General features: G+C 55.4%; 18 protein-coding genes. 1 reads left to right on the top strand and 17 read right to left on the bottom strand.

The window, feature by feature from the left end:
- Positions 1–13 precede the first annotated feature (13 nt).
- Genes EDF78_RS04145 through EDF78_RS04155 form a run of 3 tightly spaced genes read right to left on the bottom strand, consistent with a single transcriptional unit; the run spans position 14 to position 4,589 of the window.
- A complete protein-coding gene (locus EDF78_RS04145) occupies positions 14–1,255 on the bottom strand; it encodes a cytochrome c (protein ID WP_119826459.1) in 1,242 nt (413 codons plus the stop codon).
- Positions 1,255–1,803: a (2Fe-2S)-binding protein gene (locus EDF78_RS04150; protein ID WP_133822636.1), complete on the bottom strand. Its 549-nt coding sequence runs from the start codon at positions 1,801–1,803 to the stop codon at positions 1,255–1,257. Before EDF78_RS04150 ends, EDF78_RS04145 begins: the two co-directional genes overlap by 1 nt.
- Entirely contained in the window at positions 1,800–4,589 is a 2,790-nt protein-coding gene (locus EDF78_RS04155; RefSeq protein ID WP_133822637.1) for a molybdopterin cofactor-binding domain-containing protein, read from the bottom strand. The genes EDF78_RS04150 and EDF78_RS04155 overlap by 4 nt, the downstream gene beginning before the upstream one ends.
- A gap of 382 nt (positions 4,590–4,971) precedes the next feature.
- Between EDF78_RS04155 and EDF78_RS04160 the strand changes: the two genes are divergently transcribed.
- On the top strand, positions 4,972–5,943 hold the full coding sequence (locus tag EDF78_RS04160) for an XdhC family protein (RefSeq protein WP_133822638.1): 972 nt from the start codon (positions 4,972–4,974) through the stop codon (positions 5,941–5,943).
- Positions 5,944–5,985: 42 nt separating this feature from the next.
- On the opposite strand, the gene EDF78_RS04165 is transcribed toward EDF78_RS04160, so the two are convergent.
- The 14 genes from EDF78_RS04165 to pabC all read right to left on the bottom strand — a co-directional run bounded on the left by EDF78_RS04165 (position 5,986) and on the right by pabC (position 18,641).
- Positions 5,986–6,522: a glycine zipper 2TM domain-containing protein gene (locus EDF78_RS04165; protein WP_095921353.1), complete on the bottom strand. Its 537-nt coding sequence runs from the start codon at positions 6,520–6,522 to the stop codon at positions 5,986–5,988.
- Positions 6,523–6,882: 360 nt separating this feature from the next.
- The gene (locus tag EDF78_RS04170; protein ID WP_095921352.1) at positions 6,883–8,187 is read right to left on the bottom strand and encodes an NAD(P)/FAD-dependent oxidoreductase; all 1,305 of its coding nucleotides are present in this window, start codon (positions 8,185–8,187) and stop codon (positions 6,883–6,885) included.
- 323 nt (positions 8,188–8,510) lie between these two features.
- Positions 8,511–9,053, bottom strand: a complete 543-nt coding sequence (gene ycfP / locus EDF78_RS04175; protein WP_119826468.1) for an alpha/beta hydrolase YcfP — start codon at positions 9,051–9,053, stop codon at positions 8,511–8,513.
- A 52-nt stretch (positions 9,054–9,105) separates the two neighbouring features.
- Positions 9,106–10,134: a beta-N-acetylhexosaminidase gene (nagZ, locus tag EDF78_RS04180; RefSeq protein WP_133822777.1), complete on the bottom strand. Its 1,029-nt coding sequence runs from the start codon at positions 10,132–10,134 to the stop codon at positions 9,106–9,108.
- Positions 10,135–10,181: 47 nt separating this feature from the next.
- Positions 10,182–10,988, bottom strand: a complete 807-nt coding sequence (locus EDF78_RS04185) for a phosphotransferase (protein WP_208294463.1) — start codon at positions 10,986–10,988, stop codon at positions 10,182–10,184.
- A 19-nt stretch (positions 10,989–11,007) separates the two neighbouring features.
- Positions 11,008–11,610 (bottom strand): penicillin-binding protein activator LpoB, encoded by a 603-nt coding sequence (gene lpoB, locus EDF78_RS04190; RefSeq protein WP_095921349.1) that lies wholly within the window; start codon positions 11,608–11,610, stop codon positions 11,008–11,010.
- A 21-nt stretch (positions 11,611–11,631) separates the two neighbouring features.
- On the bottom strand, positions 11,632–12,000 hold the full coding sequence (locus tag EDF78_RS04195; RefSeq protein ID WP_095921348.1) for a YcfL family protein: 369 nt from the start codon (positions 11,998–12,000) through the stop codon (positions 11,632–11,634).
- 8 nt (positions 12,001–12,008) lie between these two features.
- Complete coding sequence (gene hinT / locus EDF78_RS04200) at positions 12,009–12,362, bottom strand: purine nucleoside phosphoramidase (protein ID WP_095921347.1); 354 nt, start codon at positions 12,360–12,362, stop codon at positions 12,009–12,011.
- A gap of 187 nt (positions 12,363–12,549) precedes the next feature.
- Entirely contained in the window at positions 12,550–13,983 is a 1,434-nt protein-coding gene (gene ptsG / locus EDF78_RS04205) for a PTS glucose transporter subunit IIBC (protein WP_095921346.1), read from the bottom strand.
- A gap of 338 nt (positions 13,984–14,321) precedes the next feature.
- Entirely contained in the window at positions 14,322–15,116 is a 795-nt protein-coding gene (locus EDF78_RS04210) for a metal-dependent hydrolase (RefSeq protein ID WP_131692568.1), read from the bottom strand.
- Between the two features lie 40 nt (positions 15,117–15,156).
- Positions 15,157–16,176, bottom strand: coding sequence for a DNA polymerase III subunit delta' (gene holB / locus EDF78_RS04215; RefSeq protein ID WP_095921345.1), 1,020 nt, complete (start codon positions 16,174–16,176; stop codon positions 15,157–15,159).
- Positions 16,173–16,814, bottom strand: coding sequence for a dTMP kinase (tmk, locus tag EDF78_RS04220; RefSeq protein ID WP_095921344.1), 642 nt, complete (start codon positions 16,812–16,814; stop codon positions 16,173–16,175). The genes holB and tmk overlap by 4 nt, the downstream gene beginning before the upstream one ends.
- Positions 16,804–17,829 (bottom strand): endolytic transglycosylase MltG, encoded by a 1,026-nt coding sequence (mltG, locus tag EDF78_RS04225; RefSeq protein WP_133822640.1) that lies wholly within the window; start codon positions 17,827–17,829, stop codon positions 16,804–16,806. Before mltG ends, tmk begins: the two co-directional genes overlap by 11 nt.
- Before the next feature lie 14 nt (positions 17,830–17,843).
- A complete protein-coding gene (gene pabC / locus EDF78_RS04230) occupies positions 17,844–18,641 on the bottom strand; it encodes an aminodeoxychorismate lyase (protein WP_133822641.1) in 798 nt (265 codons plus the stop codon).
- Positions 18,642–18,668 lie beyond the last annotated feature (27 nt).

Here is an 18,668-nt window from a genome sequence, read left to right on the forward strand (position 1 = left end):
ATTCCGCTATCCGCTAAGGTTTTCGCAAGGCTTTCACCTGATCGGGGGTGATATTCCCCGGCAGACCGCCAAAGGTCACGCGCAGATAATTCACCATGTCCGCGATTTGCGCATCGTTCAGACGGTCAGCAAAACCCGGCATCGGCTGCATACTTTCACCGTTGGGGAATTCCTGCGCCGGTAAGCCATCGAGCACCGAAACAATCAGGTTACGACCATCCGGCTGGCGCAATGTGGCGTTGTTTTGCATCGCCACCGCCACATGCGGTTTACCCGCGCCGTCCGCCATATGGCAACCGGAACACTGATCGAGATAGGTGATCCGTCCGGCGTCATTCCCGCCCTGTCGGGTTTCCACCGCCACTGCCGCTGGCGGTTTATCGCCCAGCAGATAGGTGACTATCGCACGATGATCGGCGTCGGTCAGATGACGGGTACTGAGATCGATAACCTTGTGCATTTCATCAAAAGCCGAACCTTGCGGCGCAAAACCGGTGGCGAGGAAACGGCTCAGATCCGCCGGGTTCCAGCCACGTTGCGCCAGCGCCTGCGGCGTGATATCCGGCGCGGTGATGCGCCCGAGGGTGCCGCCCTGCAGATTGTTATCCGTATCCATCTGACCCAGTTTGCCGCGCGGCGTATGGCATTCGCCACAGTGGCCGAGCACGTCCGTCAGATATTTCCCGCGCTGCCAGTCAGCCGAATTACCCGGCGAGCTGGCCGGCATCGGATCGGATGTGCGGAACAGCAAATTCCAGCCGATCATCGCCATACGCTGATTGAACGGGAAAGGCATTTCGTTCTCCGGCACCGGCTGATCCACCGCCGGACGGGTCATCAGAAACGCATACATGTCGTCTGAATCCTGACGGCTCACGCCTTTGTACGAGGTGTAAGGCATTGCCGGATACAGATGACGTCCGCCCGGCGCCACACCCTGCGTCAGCGCCAGATAGAAATCATCTGACGTCCAGCGGCCAATCCCCTGCTCCGCCGACGGCGTCAGGTTGCTGCCAAAGATTTTGCCGAACGGCGTCTCCAGCGGATAACCGCCTGCCAGCGGTGCGCCGCCGGACGCGGTATGGCACGCCGCGCAGTCAGACGCCTGTACCAGATAGCGGCCACGTTCAATCTGTGCGCTATCCGCCGTGACTTTTTGCAGCGGGCCATCCGGCGTGCGGTTTTCCCGCCACCACAGCACGGCAATCACGATGATAATCACCGCCAGCAGCGCGAGGAAAAGACGTTTTTTCATCACACAGGCTCCCGGATCAGGCCAGGGGTTTTCAGCACCACGTCACGCACCGCTTCGTAATAGCGCACATAACCGGTACAGCGGCAGATGTGATTTTCCAGCGCGCCGTTAATCGCGCCTTCCAGTTCTGACAGCGCCACCGGATGTTTTGCCAGACGTTCCAGCAACAGGGTCGCGGCGTTCACAAAGCCCGGCGTGCAGTAACCGCACTGAAAACTGTAATGCTCCATGAAAGCCTGCTGAACCGGCGACAGCGTGACTTCCCCTTTGTCATCGGTTTTCGCGTGGCCTTCGACGGTACGCACTTTTTTGCCGTTGAAGTAATGTGCGCCGGTGATGCAGGTGCGGACTTCTTCGCTGGTGCCGCTGTCATGGTCGACAATGGCGACACAGGCGTGGCAGATGCCCTGCCCGCAGCCGAGACGGCAACCGGTCAGCGCAACATATTCGTGCAGGAAGTCGATCATCATCAGGCCTTCAGGAACCTCCAGCGGGCCGTATTGTTGATGGTTAATGGTCAGCGTTAAAGGCTGCGTTTTGATGCTCATTGTAAAACCTCACGAATATTTTCAGCACGGACAGGCAAATCACGGAAACGATGGCCGGTGGCATGGGCGATGGCGTTAACCAGCGCGGCGACCACCGGGATCATCACCACCTCGGCCATGCCTTTCGGCGGATCGGTTTCCGACAGCGCGGGCAGGATATCGCTGGTCTGTTTCCAGACCGCCACATCGCTGGCACGCGGCAAATGGTAACGGTTAAAATTCCACGTTCCGTTGCCCGGTCCGTCTTCGTACAGCGGCAAATACTCGTGTAATGCGTGGCCGATACCCATCGCCAGCCCGCCCTGCAACTGGCCGGAAACCAGCTCCGGCACAATCAGATTGCCGCACTCCATCACCGAATGATGGGTCAGCAGTTCGACCTTGCCGGTGGCGATCTCCACCGCGATTTCGGCCAGTGTGCCCACCGCGCTGTAATAGGTCACAGACGCGTTGTTGCGCTGCGTCGGCGGGTAATACACCGCGTCGCGCGCCAGCGTGCGGAATTCGCCCGCGCCGTTGCGCACCGCCATGCCATCCACCGGAATACGCTGACGCACATTATTCAGGGTGAAATCCGCTTCCGCCCATTGCCAGCGGTTGAAAACATGCACCGCCGCACCGGTTATGCCGTTCATCTCGTAGGCTTTTTTCGCCAGCGTTTCGAGGCTGAGAATTTGCATGCCGTTAGCCGTCAGACCCCCTTCCACCCAGCGCGCATCTTCCTTGCGCACGACATAAGGCGCAGCCTGTCCGCCGCCGATGCCGGTTTGCCAGATAGCCATCGCCGCCGGCCAGATGCCGTTGTCGAAGATCAGGCGTGCCGCCTCGCGGGTACTGTGCGAGAAGTAATAAGCCGAGTTACTGGCGCTGGACGGCGAACAGTAAGACGGCGACCAGCGCGGATTGGTTTGCAATTTATCCTGCTCTTCCTGCGACATAATGTACGGGTCGCCGCTGGTTTCCACCGGCAGTACCGACCAGTCGGTCACCGAGAAATGGGCCTGTTCCGCCGGTTTTCCCAGCCATTCAGCGCACAATACGGACTGCGAGGTGGACATGCCCGTCCCCATTTCTGCGCCGCTGTGCCACAGGCTGATTTCGCCTTTTTCACTGATTTCAACGCGGGCAAATGACGTTTCCGCACCGGTACCGAAATCTTTCTGCACGCAACCAAAACCGACGCCATAACGCTTGCCGGGATGCTGGCTTTCGTACTCTGCCTTACGCGTCTCGCGCTCGGTCCATAACGGATGAACCGCGGATTTTTCCAGCACTTCATCGGCACGGATTGCCCCCGCCGGAATGGCACCCTGCGTATTTTTCATGCCGGATTTCAGCACGTTGCGTAAACGAAACGCGATCGGATCCAGCTTCAGTTCGGCGGCCAGCTCATCCATCATCATTTCAGTGGCGGCCATACTTTGCAGCGTGCCGTAGCCACGGGCAGACCCGGCATCCAGCGCGCGCGAGGCCAGCCCGACGGCGGATAAATCACTTTTGGGGAAGTAGTAAATCGACTGCGCAGCGGTTGCGCCCACCATCACCACCGACGGTGTAAAGTTGCTGCGCCCGCCGCCATCTGCGGTCATCGCCGCATGGAAGGACTGCAACATACCGGTTTTACGGTTAACGGCGATGTCGTAATTCATGTCAAACGCGTGGCGTTTAAGGGAAGACTGGAACTGTTCGAAGCGGTCATTGGCCAGACGCACCGGCAAACCGTCGCCGTACATCGCCGCAACCGCACCGTAATACGGGAAGTTGTAGTGATCTTTAGAGCCATAACCGACGGTGTAACACGGATGCATGATCAGCGTTTTTACCGTGCGGTGCGATTTCGCCATCATACGCGGCATCTCGTCCGCCACTTCCTGCGGCGACTGGGTCGGCACCACCATATGCAGGGTTTGCGTCGCCGCATCGTACCAGCCGTTCGCGTTATCAGGTTCGAGGGCCGAGGTATCTACCGACTGCGTGGTGAATTTACGCGACATCACCAGCCAGTCCTGCGGCGGCGATTTCAGTTCCTCCGCCATTTCACCGGCGTAGAACATGCCCTGCTCATCCAGCTTGCCGCCTTCGCGCCCTTCCGGCCACACCGGCAGGTGCTTGCGCATCCCGACCGGGAATACCGGCATGTCTTTCAGGCTGGAGAACGTATCGTCTTCAAAAGCGGTTTCGCCGCCGACACGCACAAAACGGAACGTGCCCCAAGGATCCCGTTCCAGCGGTCCGGTTTTCTCACCGTAGCGCACCACGTTGTCTTTGAATTTGAGAGCATTTTTGGCGAAACGGAACCGGGCGAAATCCTGATACACCAGAATCGCCACCGCCTGCCCCAGATAGGCCGGGGTTTTGCCTTCCGGCAGCAGCATGTCTTCGCCATAAAAGGCGGGAAACGCCAGTCCGTCGCGGGCCAGCACATCGGCGGTGACCAGCTGATCGGGCTGTAAATCCTCACCGAGCAGGGAGAGGTCTAACCCGGTATACATTTTATCGGCTTCGGTCACGCGGATGATAAAGGCGTGCGCCTGTTTTTGCGGCCAGTGCGGCATGTCCTGAGCGCGGATATCACGGGCAAACACTTTTTGCCCCATGACTTTCGCTTTGCCATCAATACGGAAACGGACGCGTTTGTTTTGCGCATCCCATTGCGGAGATTGCAGAATTTTTTCTTCGAACAGCGCGGCATAAGCACGGCTGTGCAACGGCGCGAGATAAACGGAGACACCAGCGATCACAGCGCCTTTCACAAAGCGCCGCCTGGACGGGTTGAAATTGCTCATAAATTCCTTTGCTTCTTATTATCTTTCTTATAATTCGGTAATTTCATGACCGTTAAAATCCTGAAAATACCGTTTAACGCGGTGGATTATAGGTGTACGGCTTTCTGCAAGTCATGATGAATCACACATTTTTAATATTTCATTCACAATTTTGCGCAAATTAATGCGATAATTATTTCTGTTGCGCAAACAATGAACAAAAGGGATTAACGCCAGATGAGACAGATTTCATTGCCACTGACGGGGTATAAAAGCGATACCCGGGCGGAAAAAACCGGGGCAGGCATCTGAATCCGCCGTCGCAGGAAACAGCATAAAATCCTGTCATCACCGCGCACCCGCTGGTTCCCCACTCTCCCGCTTATTTCGTACGGAAATCTGCATGCAGCATCTTGATAATCAGGTTATTTCTCAGGCCGCCGGATGGCTGGCCCATCAGCCGGTATGGTTGTGTACCGTGCTGGCGACCTACGGTTCTTCCCCGCGTGCGCCGGGCGCACTGATGGCGGCGACCCGTGACGGGCACTTTTGTGGCTCGCTTTCAGGTGGCTGTGTCGAAGAGGATTTTTTACAGCGCCTTGCGGCTGGCGATTATCTGCAGGCCAGTCAGGTGGTGCGCTACGGCGAAGGCGGGCTGACGCCGAATATTGCCCTGCCCTGCGGCGGCGCTCTGGATGTTCTGATCGAATACCTGCCCGCGACCACGAGCAGTGTGGATTATCTGCAAAAGATGGGCATGGCGCTGGCGGGACATTACGCGCTCAGTAAAACACTGACGCTGCCTGCCGCCTGTGATCATCTGGCCCTGACGGATTATCAGCACGGCACGCAGGTGATACACGACGGCAACACGGTGACGCTGCATCTGGCGGCCGCACCGCGTCTGCTGATTGCCGGGTTATCCGCCGTCGCGCTGTATTGCGCGGAGTTTGCCAGCGCACTGGGGTTTGAGGTGGTGGTGTGCGAGTGTCGCGATGACGTGCTGGAGAATTTTCTCCCCGCACTGAAAACGGATATCCGGCTGGAAAAGCAGTTCCCGGCAAAGTATCTCGAGCAGCAGGGCTGTCATGCCAATACCGCGATTGTGGCACTGACCCACGATCCGCGAATGGATGACCTGACGCTGATGGAAGCCGTGAATACTCCGGCGTTTTATATCGGCGCGATGGGGTCTCAGCGCAACAGCGCCCGCCGCCGTGAGCGGCTGCAAAGTATTGCGGATTTCTCCCATGAGGATGTTGCCCGTGTGCACGCACCGGTTGGCTTAGCCATCGGCAGTAAAACCCCCGCGGAGATTGCCCTGGCTGTCATGGCTGACATCGTGAAGCATAAAAACGGCATAAAAAAAGCCTGAGGTTTGCGCCTCAGGCTCGTTGCAGTCTGCGTTACCCTGACATCAGGTCCGGGTAAGTTGCAGCTGTCCGCTTTTATCCAGCGGGATCTGGGTACCCGGATCGTGGTCCATGCGCACTTTCCCTTGCTGATCGCCTATTTTATAGGTCACATCATAACCCAGCGTTTTTTCATCCTTGTCGTACACGGTTTTACAGCGTTGCTGCTGCGTGGTGTACGTGTCGTTTTCCTGCATGCTGCTTTGCACGCGGTTACCTGCATAACCGCCCCCGAGCGCACCGGCTACCGTCGCGACATCACGTCCGCGGCCGCCACCAAACTGGTGACCCAGTACCCCCCCGGCGACAGCACCCAGTACCGAACCGGCAATCTGATGCTCATCCTGTACAGGGCGTCGGTGAGTGACGGTCACGTTGCGACATTCCTGACGCGGGGTTTTGGTGGTTTCTTTGATTGGCGTCGCGCTGACAACCTGCGCGTACTGCGGGCCAGATGAAAAGACATTCATGCTTGCAACGCCAGCAATGCCCAACGCCGCAGCCACTCCGATACCGACCCCAGCTAACATTGACTTGTTCACAGGACTTCCTCCGAAAATGTTACCACGCAATGGCTCCGTTACCGGCAGCCTCTCAGCGGACAACTTCACATCTGAGATCCGGCGTGCGTGAATCGCCGTCTGTGACAATCTGTTCTTGTAAACGTAATGTTAAGTGTGCACAGCAAAACGTAAGCAAACAATAAGACGAACTCTGTAAGTGGGAGAAATGACGGTGCTGCTGGGTGTTTCGGAGGATTCTTAGCTGACAATGACACAATGGCGGAATGTTATGCTGTTTGCAGGGTTACCGGGGCTAAAAAGGAAAAAGCCTGTCATAAACAGGCTCTTAGGTATGAAACGATTCAGCTGGCGTTGAAAAAAAACGCCAGTGAACAGGGATCAGTGCAGTTTCAGACGCGGACGGATCACGCGGTTGATGCCGCCGACCAGCATCATCAGACCGGTTTTGATGTAACCGTGCAATGCAATCTGGTGCATACGGTACAGCGAGATGTAAACCAGTCGCGCCAGACGCCCTTCCACCATCATGGAACCGCGCATCAGGTTGCCCATCAGGCTGCCGACCGTACTGAAGCGCGACAGGGAAACCAGCGAGCCGTGGTCTTTATACACGTAAGGTTTCAGGCTCTGGCCTTTGCGTTGCGCCATGATATTGGCGAAGCAACGGGACGCCATCTGGTGCGCAGACTGGGCGCGTGGCGGCACAAAACCACCGGCCGGTTGCGGACAGGACGCACAGTCACCGATGGCGTAGATGTTCGGGTCGCGCGTGGTTTGCAGCGTCGGTTCAACCACCAGCTGATTGATACGGTTGGTTTCCAGACCGGCGATCTCTTTCATGAAGTCAGGGGCTTTAATCCCCGCCGCCCAGACCATCAGGTCTGCATCAATGAATTCACCGGATTTGGTGTTCAGGCCATTTTTATCGGCGCTGGTCACCATGGTCTGCGTCAGAACCCGCACGCCCAGTTTGGTCAGTTCATTGTGCGCCGCCGCAGAAATTCGCGGAGGCAAGGCAGGCAGAATGCGCTCACCGGCTTCCACCAGCGTGACGTTCAGCGCTTCGCTGTCCAGCCCTTCAAAGCCGTAGCTGTGCAACTGTTTCACCGCATTGTGCAGCTCGGCAGACAGTTCAACCCCGGTCGCCCCGCCGCCGACAATGGCGATGTTCACTTTCTTCTGCTTGTCTTCACTTGCAGAGAATTTCAGGAACAGGTTCAGCATTTCGTTATGGAAACGGTGCGCCTGATGCGGGTTATCCAGGAAGATGCAGTGATCTTTCACGCCCGGCGTACCGAAATCGTTAGAGGTACTGCCCAGCGCCATCACCAGTGTGTCGTACGCGATATCACGCACCGGCACCAGCAATTCACCGTTTTCATCGCAAATTTCCGCGAGTTTAATGGTCTGGCTGTCGCGGTCGATGTCGGTCAGTGAACCGATCTGGAAGGTAAATCCGTGGTTGCGGGCATGAGCCAGATAGCTCAGCGCATCCACGCCGTCATCCAGGCTGCCGGTGGCCACTTCGTGTAACAGCGGTTTCCAGAGATGGCTGTGGTTACGGTCGACCAGAATGATCTCCGCTTTTTTCTTACGGCCGAGTTTATGGCCCAGGCTGGTCGCCAGTTCCAGACCGCCGGCGCCACCGCCGATAATCACAATTTTCTTCATTGGTGATGTCAAAATGACCCCCTCAAATGTGAACCAATTGTTATATAAGAGTAAAAATATTATCCTTATATTACATAGGGTTGCTTAAGTTAAATCGGTATCTGAGACGGAGGATATCACGCGTGGTGATTTGGTCATACCAAAATTGATATAGGTCAATTTAAATTCAATTGGATAATTTGAGTTACGGAAATGGCACGCATTTTGACATTTTTAAATCAGCGGGTTAGAGGCACATCTGACGGAAAAACGATTTCGAAGATGGGAATGACATCGTTAAAAAAACCACTGCCCGGAGACAGTGGTTTTCAGTAATTCAGAAACGACTTGTTAAATCAGGCGATGTTTTTGAACGCCTTAATGCGTTGCAGATGCGTCGAGATATCCCTGAATTTATGGGTCTGATGCTCGTCCCATTCAACCGGATAGTAGTGATGCAACTTCTCAGCGGTTTGACTGCTGTCGAGCACGCCATCTTCACGGGATAAAATCACCAGACAGCGGTCGCGGTTTTTCTCGCGGAAATCACTGATGCACTTGGTGGCGATATCTTCATATTCTTCCGGACGGTCGATTTTGCCCGCCATATTATCCTGCGGCGACAGGTTCGGGTTGAACATCACCTGACGGATCCCGCACAGAAAACCAATGCGTTCAGCCCAGAAACCGCCCAGCCCGACGCCGCAAATCAGCGCATTTTTATCGGTCGTTTCGTGCAGTACTTTATCGACTTCTTTCAGCAAATGTTGCATGTCATGACGCGGATGCAGCGTGCTGTAACTGATGAAGCGCACGTCCGGATCAATGAACTGGAGCTGCAACACTTTCTCGTGGTTACCGGGACTGGTTGAATCGAAGCCATGCAAATAGATAATCATCGTTTACCTCATCCTGAATGTGCGTTGAACCCTTCACGCGGTCGGAAAAACGTTACAGGGCAGCCTGTTTGTGTTCCTGCCAGCGGGCGTCGAGAGCGGTGAGATCGCAGTTTGCCTGCTTCCAGCGATCCGAATTTCGCAGATCCTGACGGGCCTGTTTCCCGCTGTACAATCCGCGATGATACAACTGTGCAACACGTTCAGCGTTGACCGGGGACAGGTTATCCAGCACGCTTACCGCACCTTTACGGTTATTACAGGCCAGGATCATGTCACAACCGGCATCAAGCGACGCCTGCGCGCGCTCAGGATAAGTGCCCATGATGGCCGCACCTTCCATCGAGATATCGTCAGAGAAAATCACGCCGTCAAACTTCAGTTCCTTGCGCAGAATGTCCTGCAACCAGTATGGCGAACCACTGGCCGGACGCGGATCGGCCTGCGTATAAATCACGTGCGCGGGCATCACGGCATCCAGCAATTTACGCGCGTTAAGCTGGCGGAAGATGGCCATGTCGTGCTCACGGATCTCCGCAAGCGGGCGGTCGTCACGCGGGGTTTCTTTATGCGAGTCCGCGCTGACCGCGCCGTGTCCCGGGAAATGTTTACCGGTGGTTTTCATGCCAGCGGAATGCATACCGAGAATATATTGCTCTGCCATGTCCAGCGCTTTCGCGGGCTCAGCATGGAACGAGCGTTCACCGATAGCGGCACTGATATGCCCGATATCCAGTACCGGCGCAAAGCTGATGTCGATATCCATCGCAATCATTTCTGAAGCCATCAGCCAGCCACTTTCCTGCGCCAGCCGTGCGGCCTCATGGGGCGCATTGAGGGCGGCAAAAGATTGTGCCGCAGGCAAACGGGTAAAACCTTCGCGGAAACGCTGTACGCGCCCGCCTTCCTGATCCACCGCCAGCACCAGCCTGTCGTGTGACGCGGCGCGGATCTGGCGGATCAGTTCATGTAACTGATCAACATCATGATAATTACGGGTGAATAAAATCAGCCCGCCCACCAGCGGGTGCTGCAAAATTTCACGTTCTTCGGCATCCAGCGCGTAGCCAGCGACATCCAGCATTACAGGTCCCAACAAAATGGACACTCCTTTTTATTTTCAGACGATTATCACGGTCGCAACGGGTGCGCCCATTCACGGTATTTATGATCGCCGGTCTGCTGCCAGCGCACTTCAAACCACATCAGCATCAGGTAATCGATCCAGGGGATCCAGCGCCTTATCTGCTGCTGTAAACGCAAGATATCCTGATACCCTCCCGCGTCCACATACTGCTGAATGAAGACGTTTTGCTGCTGCACATCCCAGCCATTGCCCCGGATCAGCGCCGCCAGTTCCAGCGCAACATCCGCATTCGCCGCGTATTCCCAGTCAATCAGCCGCAAGCCGTCCGGCGTATCCAGTACATTTCCGGCGTGGATATCCATATGCACCAGCGCCAGTTTCAGCGGCGCAGGCGGCGTCTGCGACATCATGTTACGGTGCAAGCGCAACCAGCGTGGCGTCAGCCTGCGACGGTCAATATGCTGCCAGTAACGGGCAAACTGCTGCGGTAAATCCAGCCGGTAGCCGGACAGCGGCAACCGGTGCAGTGCGACCAGCCGCTGGCTTAATGCCTGCTGAGCCGCAGCGTCTGCAAACGCCGCAGGGGTCAGCGGCGTGCCGTCGAGCCAGTCCACCAGTAACCAGGGCGGAGAGTAAAGTCTGACACAAGGACCTAACGGATGCCGCGCGATATGCCGCAAAATTGCCGCTTCACGACGCCGGTCAGCGCCTGAAACCTGCCGCTGCACAGACTGATGGCGCGCCAGCAGGGTGCCGGCGGATGAACTGATTTTCCAGCTTTCCCCCGTCAGCCCGGCAACCGGCGTTAAACGAAAACCGGCGGTTTTCACCGCCGGATAATGCTGCTCAATCAGGTGCCGGAGTTCAGCCTTAATTGCGGACGGCACCGCGACCTGACCAGACGATTTCCCCGCTCGGCGCGGTAATCAGACGCATCGACATAGTCGGCGCTTTCACGTCGCCGCTCACGGTGCTGTAAAGCACATACTGCGCTTTCACGATATTCGCCAGACCGATAGCTTTGCTGACTGACGCCAGGCTGTCATCCGGTGATAATCCCAGTGACTGTTTGGCCGACGCCAGTTGCTCAGCAGGTACCACCTGGAATGTGGTGTTGTTCGCCAGCGCATTACGCAAGGCATCGGTGGCTTTCGCCATTTGCAGCGAACCGTTGGTGCTGTTTTTCACGCTATCCACCAGCAGAACGCTGCCCGGCTGGACGCCGTCTGCTTTCAGCATTTTTGCCAGCATCGGCTCAACGGTAGACGTCCAGTCAATGTTGGCAAATTTTGGTGGCTGCGGAACGGGCTGAACCTGCGGCTGTTCCGGAACAGGCGGGTTCACCGGCGGTAACGGTTGTTGCGGCTGCTGCGGTTGTTCAGGCTGCTGTGGCTGGTTTTGTTGCTGGTTAGGCAATGTACAACCCCCGAGGATCAGTGCGGCCATCGCCACAATGAGAAAATACTTTTTCATCAACCTTCTCCGTACAGAAAATTAGAGATAAAGGTAAATACGCACACTGTACGCATCAAGATTGCCGTTCTGGGAGCTGACGTCCACGCTGCTGTTGGCAGGAACGGTCACGGTTCTGGCTTCGGCGACCGGGAATAAATCCAGCCCCTGTTTATCATACCAATAGAAACGGTAATGCAGGGTGACAGGGTGTGGCTGGTTGTTATTGAGTGTGCTGGTGGCTTTTTTCTGCCCGCCGGAGTCAGACACCGTTGGCGAGCCCGGGATAATGCCCGCCGTCAGAACGGGAGATTCCATGACCACTCTTTGTTGATTATTGAGCGCAATAGTGGGCTTGCTGCTACAGCCTATCAACAACATTACCGGCAGTAACGCCATCAGAAAACGCATGTTTACCCTTACTGACGAGACAGCAATGGACCCAGTGCACGGCCACCGACCAGATGCATATGGATGTGATAAACCTCTTGCCCGGCGTCACGGTTGCAGTTGACGATCAGACGATAGCCGCTTTCTGCTATCCCTTCCTGCTCGGCAATTTTCGCGGCCACGGTCATCATTCTGCCCAATGCCGCTTCATGCGTGGCATTCACGTCGTTCATGGTCGGGATCAGGATATTGGGGATAATCAGGATGTGGCTCGGTGCCTGAGGAGAAATGTCACGAAACGCGGTGACCAGTTCGTCCTGAAAAACGATATCGGCGGGGATTTCACCGCGAATAATTTTGCTGAAAATTGTCTCTTCGGCCATCTTAACTGTCCTTAACAAAGTAAAAAGCGTTGTACGCAGTATGGGTTAGAATTTCCATTCCTTTCAACCTGATTACGCTTTTTGATGCTTAATTGACGCAGAAAGCGCCAGCCAGCGCCCTGCCAAATCGCAGGCATAAAAAAAGGAGGCCGAAGCCTCCTCTTTCAGAACGGGTCAATACGCACCATTAATGGTTACGCATGTACTCGTCCATATCGGTTTTCAGGTTGTCAGACTTGGTACCGAAAATCGCCTGAACACCAGAACCCGCAACCACCACACCTGCTGCACCCAGTTTTTTCAGGCCAGCCTGATCAACTTTGGACACATCCGCCACGCTGACGCGCAGACGGGTAATACAGGCATCGAGGTTAGTGATGTTTTCTTTACCGCCGAACGCCTGAACCAGAGAAGCAGACATTTCTGAGCCACCCTGTGCTGAGGTTTCGCTGGTCGCGTCTTCACGGCCAGGGGTTTTCAGATCCAGTTTCGCAATCAGGAAACGGAAGATGCTGTAGTAAATGACCGCATACACCGCACCCACGATTGGGAACAACCAGATTTTGCTGCTGTTACCGCTCAGGACGATGAAGTCGATCAGACCGTGCGAGAAGCTGGTACCGTCACGCATACCCAACAGGATACAGATCGGGAAGGCCAGACCGGCCAGGATTGCGTGGATCACATACAGGATCGGCGCAACGAACATGAAGGAGAATTCGATTGGCTCGGTGATACCGGTCAGGAATGCAGTCAGTGCAGCGGAAATCATGATACCGCCGACTTTTGCACGGTTTTCAGGTTTCGCTGAGTGCCAGATGGCCACCGCCGCAGCAGGCAGACCGTACATTTTGAACAGGAAGCCGCCGGACAGTTTACCCGCAGTCGGGTCACCCGCCATATAACGTGGGATATCGCCGTGGAACACCTGACCTGCAGAGTTCACGTACTCACCGATTTGCATCTGGAACGGAACGTTCCAGATATGGTGCAGACCAAACGGCACCAGCGCACGTTCTACCACGCCGTAAATACCAAATGCCACAACCGGGTTCTGATAAGCCGCCCATTGTGAGAAGGTCTGAATACCTGTGCCGATAGGTGGCCAGATGAAGGACAGCACCACACCCAGGATAATCGCAGCCAGACCAGAGATGATCGGAACAAAACGTTTACCGGCGAAGAAGCCCAGATATTCTGGCAGCTTGATGCGGTAGAAACGGTTGAACATGTAGGCCGCAATCGCACCGGAGATAATACCGCCGAGTACGCCGGTATCCGCCAGATGCTTGGCTGCAATTTCTTCAGCCGGCAAATGCAGAACCAGAGGGGCAACCACCGCCATGGTTTTCACCATGATGCCGTAGGCTACAACGGACGCCAGTGCAGAAACACCGTCGTTGTTGGTGAAGCCTAAAGCCACACCGATAGCAAAAATCAGAGGCATGTTAGCGAAGACTGAACCACCGGCTTCGGCCATAACATGGGAAACGATCATTGGCAGCCAGCTAAAGTTTGCAGAACCGACGCCAAGCAGGATACCTGCGATTGGCAGTACGGATACTGGCAGCATTAGCGATTTACCGACCTTTTGAAGGTTTGCAAACGCGTTCTTAAACATAATTGAGTGTGCTCCTGAGTAATGATGCTTTTTGATACTTCATGCGGTGCAGTGTGTTAACTGACCGCTTTGCAAAAGGGTGATGAACCTTTTGCTGTCGGGTGTCTGAGCACCCCTTTTAATTTTTACGAAGGGTAAAATAATTCCCTTTGTTAATGTTTGATGGCAGTCACGTTTTTCTGAAAAATGCAGTAAGTACGTCTTAATAACCGCCATTTATCAACACAAAATCCGAAGAAAGGCAGCCTGACACCGCCAAAAACGGTGCCAAGATACCTCATTCAGAGGATTAATTACGAGGTGAAAAATAAATACAGTGAATATGACCCAGCCTAAGGCTAGATCAGACGGGCGCTGTCGATGTGAAATAATCGTGAAAAGTTTGCTGTTGTGGCTTCGGCGAGTTGCTCCACGCTCACCCCTTTGAGCACCGCCATATAATCGGCCACGTCACGTACATAAGCAGGCTGGTTTTCTTTGCCACGGTGCGGTACCGGCGCCAGATAAGGCGAATCAGTTTCCACCAGCAGCCGGTCCAGCGGCACATAACGCGCCACTTCACGCAATGCTTCCGCGTTGCGGAAGGTCACAATGCCGGAAAACGAGATGCAGAACCCCAGATCCAGCAGATATTTCGCCGTCGGTAAGTCTTCGGTGAAACAGTGCAGAACGCCGCCACACTCCCCTGCCTTTTCTTCGGTCAAAATATCCAGCGTGTCCTGGCGTGCATCGCGGGTATGCACGATGACCGGCTTGTTCAGTTCACGGCCAATGCGGATGTGTTCGCGGAAAGAGTCCTGTTGCAGTTTCAGCTGATGCGCTTCTTTCTGGTAAAAATAATCAAGACCGGTTTCGCCCATCGCCACCACCTTCGGGCTGGCCGCAAGCTGACGCAGTTCGCCGAAATCATACCCTTCGTCGATATTCAGCGGATGGACACCGCAGGAAAAAGCCACATCAGGGCGATCGCCGATCAGTTGCGTCATCGCCTGATATCCCGGCAATGTCGTTGCAACCGCCAGCATGAATTTCACATCACGCTCGCGCGCTTTTTCCAGCACGTTATCTACGCCGGAATGCAGTTCGTCGTAATCAAGGCTGTCGAGATGGCAGTGGGAATCAACTAAAAACATGGTCATTAACTCGTTACGGTCTGTTTAGATAAATCGGTATTCAGCGCGTCAGAGCAGCACTGAAAAATGAAGAGGGTGTCTTGCCCTGCAGGATCTGTTCCCATTCCAGCAACTGTTCGGTCAACAGCAGCTCGCGGTTTACGCCCACGATGGAAAGCAGTTGCTGACGGCAATGCATCCAGGCGGTGACGGACTGTTGCAGCGACGCATTAGATTGCGCACCGGCCAGCATCGCAATCAGCGGCTGCTGATCGTGATTGATGATGAACTGCCCTGCATGTTGCTGCCATTTGATGGCATCCAGCAGGAGCGTCGCCAGCCAGTACAGGCGTTCTGCAGCATCGTCGTGATTCAGTTGCGGTAACAGGGAAAGCATATCGTGTTGCTGGCACTGAACGTAAAGCTGCTGGCAAAGCGCCACGCGTTGCTTCCACCGCTCAGGCTGTAACAGTTCCATCGCAGACAACGGCGCACCGTTGGTCAGGCGCAGTGCGGTTTTAATCGCGATGGGATCGGCGCTCAGCTGCCGGTTGACCCATTGGATCGCCAGCGCCTCATCGGGTACCGGCAGGTGCCAGTAGAAACAACGGCTGCGGATAGTCGCCAGCAAAGACGAAGGTTCACGGCAACCGAGCAGGAAATAGGTACCCGCCGGAGGCTCTTCCAGCGTTTTCAGTAAAGCATTGGCTGCGGCTTCGGTCAGCAATTCAGTCTGCGGGATCCACACGACTTTTGCGCCACCCTGCTGCGAATAGTTGTACAACGTTTCAATCAGCTGACGCACCGGATCGATACCCAGTGAGTTTTTGCCTTTTTCAGGTTGCAGGATATGCCAGTCGGGATGGTTTCCGGCGATCATCAGCTGGCAGCTATGACAGGTGCCGCAACTTTTTTCGCCGTCTTTGTGCTGGCAAAGCAACCAGCGACTCAGACCGTACACCAGTGCCTCATCGCCGATGCCCGCCGCCGCATGCATCAGCACCGCGTGATGACCCCGCCCCGTCTGGTATTGCCCGGTCAGTTGTCTGTACGGGCCGGTGAGCCACGGATACCAGTTCATGATGCGTTGCCTTGCTCGTCGAACCAGTTTTTCAGCGTCAGCTCGATGGACGCAGTGACCTGTTCGATAGATTGTGACGCATCGATAGTCTTGATGCGCGGGTCTTCGGCCGCCAGTTCAAGATAGCGCGCCCGCGTGCGTTCAAAGAAAGGCAACGCTTCCTGTTCGATACGATCCAGTTCACCACGGGCACGGGCGCGTTGCAGGCCAATAGCCGGTGGCAGATCAAGATACAGCGTCAGATCCGGCCGGAAATCGCCGAGCACGGTATCACGCAACGAACTCATCAGACTGGCATCAATCCCGCGGCCACCGCCCTGATAGGCTTGCGAAGAAAGGTCGTGCCGGTCGCCGACAACCCATGCGCCACGCGCCAGTGCAGGCAAAATCACTGTCTCAACCAGCTGCACACGCGCCGCGTAAAGCATCAGCACTTCTGCTTTTACAGTCGGTTTTTCGCCGTCGACGCCACGTTTGAAGAGATCGCGTAATTTCTCGGCCAGCGGCGTGCCGCCCGGTTCACGGGTGAAGACAATGTCTTCCACGCCATGCTCGCGCAGCGCGTTAACGACCACGTCATGTGCGGTGGTTTTCCCTGCCCCTTCGAGGCCTTCAATAACAATGAAGTTACTTTTCATTCTTGTTCTTAAGCGCCTCTATGTACACACGAACCGCCTTGTTATGGTTCTCAAGGTTAGTGCTGAAAGTATGCCCGCCTTTACCGTCGGCGACAAAGTATAGATACGGCGTCTTCGCCGGATGCGCAGCCGCCTGGAGTGACGCCTCACTCGGCATCGCAATAGGGGACGGCGGCAGACCGGTGATCACGTAGGTATTGTACGGCGTTGGCGTTTCTAAATCTTTTTTCGTGATGTTGCCGGTGTATTTCTCGCCCATACCATAAATCACGGTCGGATCGGTTTGCAGGCGCATACCGATGCGCAGACGGTTGATAAACACTGATGCCACTTCCGGGCGCTCATCTTTTACGGCCGTTTCTTTTTCGATGATCGACGCCATGGTGACCATATCAGCAGGCGTTTTATATGGCAGGGCTTCAGCACGACCTTTCCAGATATCCGCGACGGTTTTCTCCATCCGCACATGCGCGCGTTTCAGCAGAGACAGATCCGTCATACCGGCGGTGTAATGATAGGTATCCGGATACAGCCAGCCTTCGACATTTTTGCTGTCGGTGGCTCCCAGCGCGACGGCAATCTCTTCGTCACTTTTGCCGCTGAGTTCATGCTTCAGATACTCTGATTTTTCCAACACTTTCATCCAGTCGCTGAGCTTAAAACCCTCGACAAACCGAATGCTGAATTGTGCCTCTTTGCCGCTTTTCAGCAGTTCGAGCATCTGGCGCACCGTCATGCCTTTCTCAAGGCGATAGGTGCCGGCTTTAAACTCGCTCAGTTCAGGTTCCAGACGCAGCAACCATGGGAACCACGGATTCGGCTTCATCAGTTTTTTATCGATCAGCAGCGTTTCCAGCACCACGCGGCCGGTCCCTGCTGGCAGGGTAAAAATGGTTTCACTGCTGACATTGATCGGACGATCAGCGAAGTGCTTCACTTTCTGGTAGGCAAACGTCGCCAGTCCTAAAAGGATCAGGACAATCAGGGCGAAGATTTTGGTCTTTTTGTTTGTCATTGTTTATTCACTTTTTAACAGCTCTGGAGCAGGAAATCGTACAAACGCCGCGAAGCGTAATGGTGATCATCAACCTGACTGACCGGCAGAACGGGCATCAGGGCGTTGCATAGCAGAATTTCATCCGCATCGGATAGCGTATCCGGCGTTTCACTGACGATGTGGACAACCCAGGGAGAGGTGGCTTCCAGTACGCGCAGGATATGCTGGCGCATAATGCCGTCCACACCGGACTGCGATACATCCGGGGTAAACACCTGATTTCCCTTACGCCAGAATAAATTAGCCGCACAGCATTCCACCAGGCAACCCGAGGTGTCAACCACCAGCGCCTCATTGGCTTCTGTCTGGTCAAGATGCAGGCGGATCATCACCTGTTCCAGACGGTTCAGATGCTTTATCCCCGCCAGCAGCGGGTTTTGACTGAGTCTCACCGGGCTGAGAGTGAGTTTCACGCCCTGTTGACGCCACCCGTGATAATGCGCCGGATAAGCCGACGTCGACACAATTCGGGTCGGCGCGGAGCAACCTGCTGCGCTGTAGCCTCGTCCGCCCTGTCCGCGGGTCACCACCGCTTTCACGACGGCCTCATGCTGCTGTCCGGCAGCCAGAACCATTTCCTGTTCCAGTGCAGCCCAGTCCACATTGTCGATCCGCAGCACCGCGGCCGCGCGTTGCAGCCGCTCAACATGTTGTGGCAGGAAAGCGATCTCACCGTCTTGCACGCAGGCTGTCGTAAAGCAACCGTCGCCAAATTGCACCGAACGGTCGCTTGCGGGCAATATTTCCGCTGCCACACCGTTAATCCACATGGTTACTTCCTCCGGGCTGCATGGTTA

It is taken from the genome of Rahnella sp. BIGb0236, from assembly GCF_004364755.1.
In the GTDB taxonomy this organism is placed as follows: domain Bacteria; phylum Pseudomonadota; class Gammaproteobacteria; order Enterobacterales; family Enterobacteriaceae; genus Rahnella; species Rahnella victoriana.

Excerpts from the sequence above, each read along its gene's own strand:
- nagZ (WP_133822777.1), bottom strand. The coding sequence starts at position 10,134 with ATGCTGGATGTCGCTGGCTACGCGCTGGATGCCGAAGAACGTGAAATT.
- EDF78_RS04155 (WP_133822637.1), bottom strand. The coding sequence starts at position 4,589 with ATGAGCAATTTCAACCCGTCCAGGCGGCGCTTTGTGAAAGGCGCTGTG.
- EDF78_RS04210 (WP_131692568.1), bottom strand. The coding sequence starts at position 15,116 with ATGTTTTTAGTTGATTCCCACTGCCATCTCGACAGCCTTGATTACGAC.
- EDF78_RS04160 (WP_133822638.1), top strand. The coding sequence starts at position 4,972 with ATGCAGCATCTTGATAATCAGGTTATTTCTCAGGCCGCCGGATGGCTG.
- pabC (WP_133822641.1), bottom strand. The coding sequence starts at position 18,641 with ATGTGGATTAACGGTGTGGCAGCGGAAATATTGCCCGCAAGCGACCGT.
- ptsG (WP_095921346.1), bottom strand. The coding sequence starts at position 13,983 with ATGTTTAAGAACGCGTTTGCAAACCTTCAAAAGGTCGGTAAATCGCTA.
- ycfP (WP_119826468.1), bottom strand. The coding sequence starts at position 9,053 with ATGATTATCTATTTGCATGGCTTCGATTCAACCAGTCCCGGTAACCAC.
- holB (WP_095921345.1), bottom strand. The coding sequence starts at position 16,176 with ATGAACTGGTATCCGTGGCTCACCGGCCCGTACAGACAACTGACCGGG.
- EDF78_RS04195 (WP_095921348.1), bottom strand. The coding sequence starts at position 12,000 with ATGCGTTTTCTGATGGCGTTACTGCCGGTAATGTTGTTGATAGGCTGT.
- EDF78_RS04145 (WP_119826459.1), bottom strand. The coding sequence starts at position 1,255 with ATGAAAAAACGTCTTTTCCTCGCGCTGCTGGCGGTGATTATCATCGTG.
- tmk (WP_095921344.1), bottom strand. The coding sequence starts at position 16,814 with ATGAAAAGTAACTTCATTGTTATTGAAGGCCTCGAAGGGGCAGGGAAA.
- mltG (WP_133822640.1), bottom strand. The coding sequence starts at position 17,829 with ATGACAAACAAAAAGACCAAAATCTTCGCCCTGATTGTCCTGATCCTT.
- EDF78_RS04150 (WP_133822636.1), bottom strand. The coding sequence starts at position 1,803 with ATGAGCATCAAAACGCAGCCTTTAACGCTGACCATTAACCATCAACAA.
- hinT (WP_095921347.1), bottom strand. The coding sequence starts at position 12,362 with ATGGCCGAAGAGACAATTTTCAGCAAAATTATTCGCGGTGAAATCCCC.
- lpoB (WP_095921349.1), bottom strand. The coding sequence starts at position 11,610 with ATGAAAAAGTATTTTCTCATTGTGGCGATGGCCGCACTGATCCTCGGG.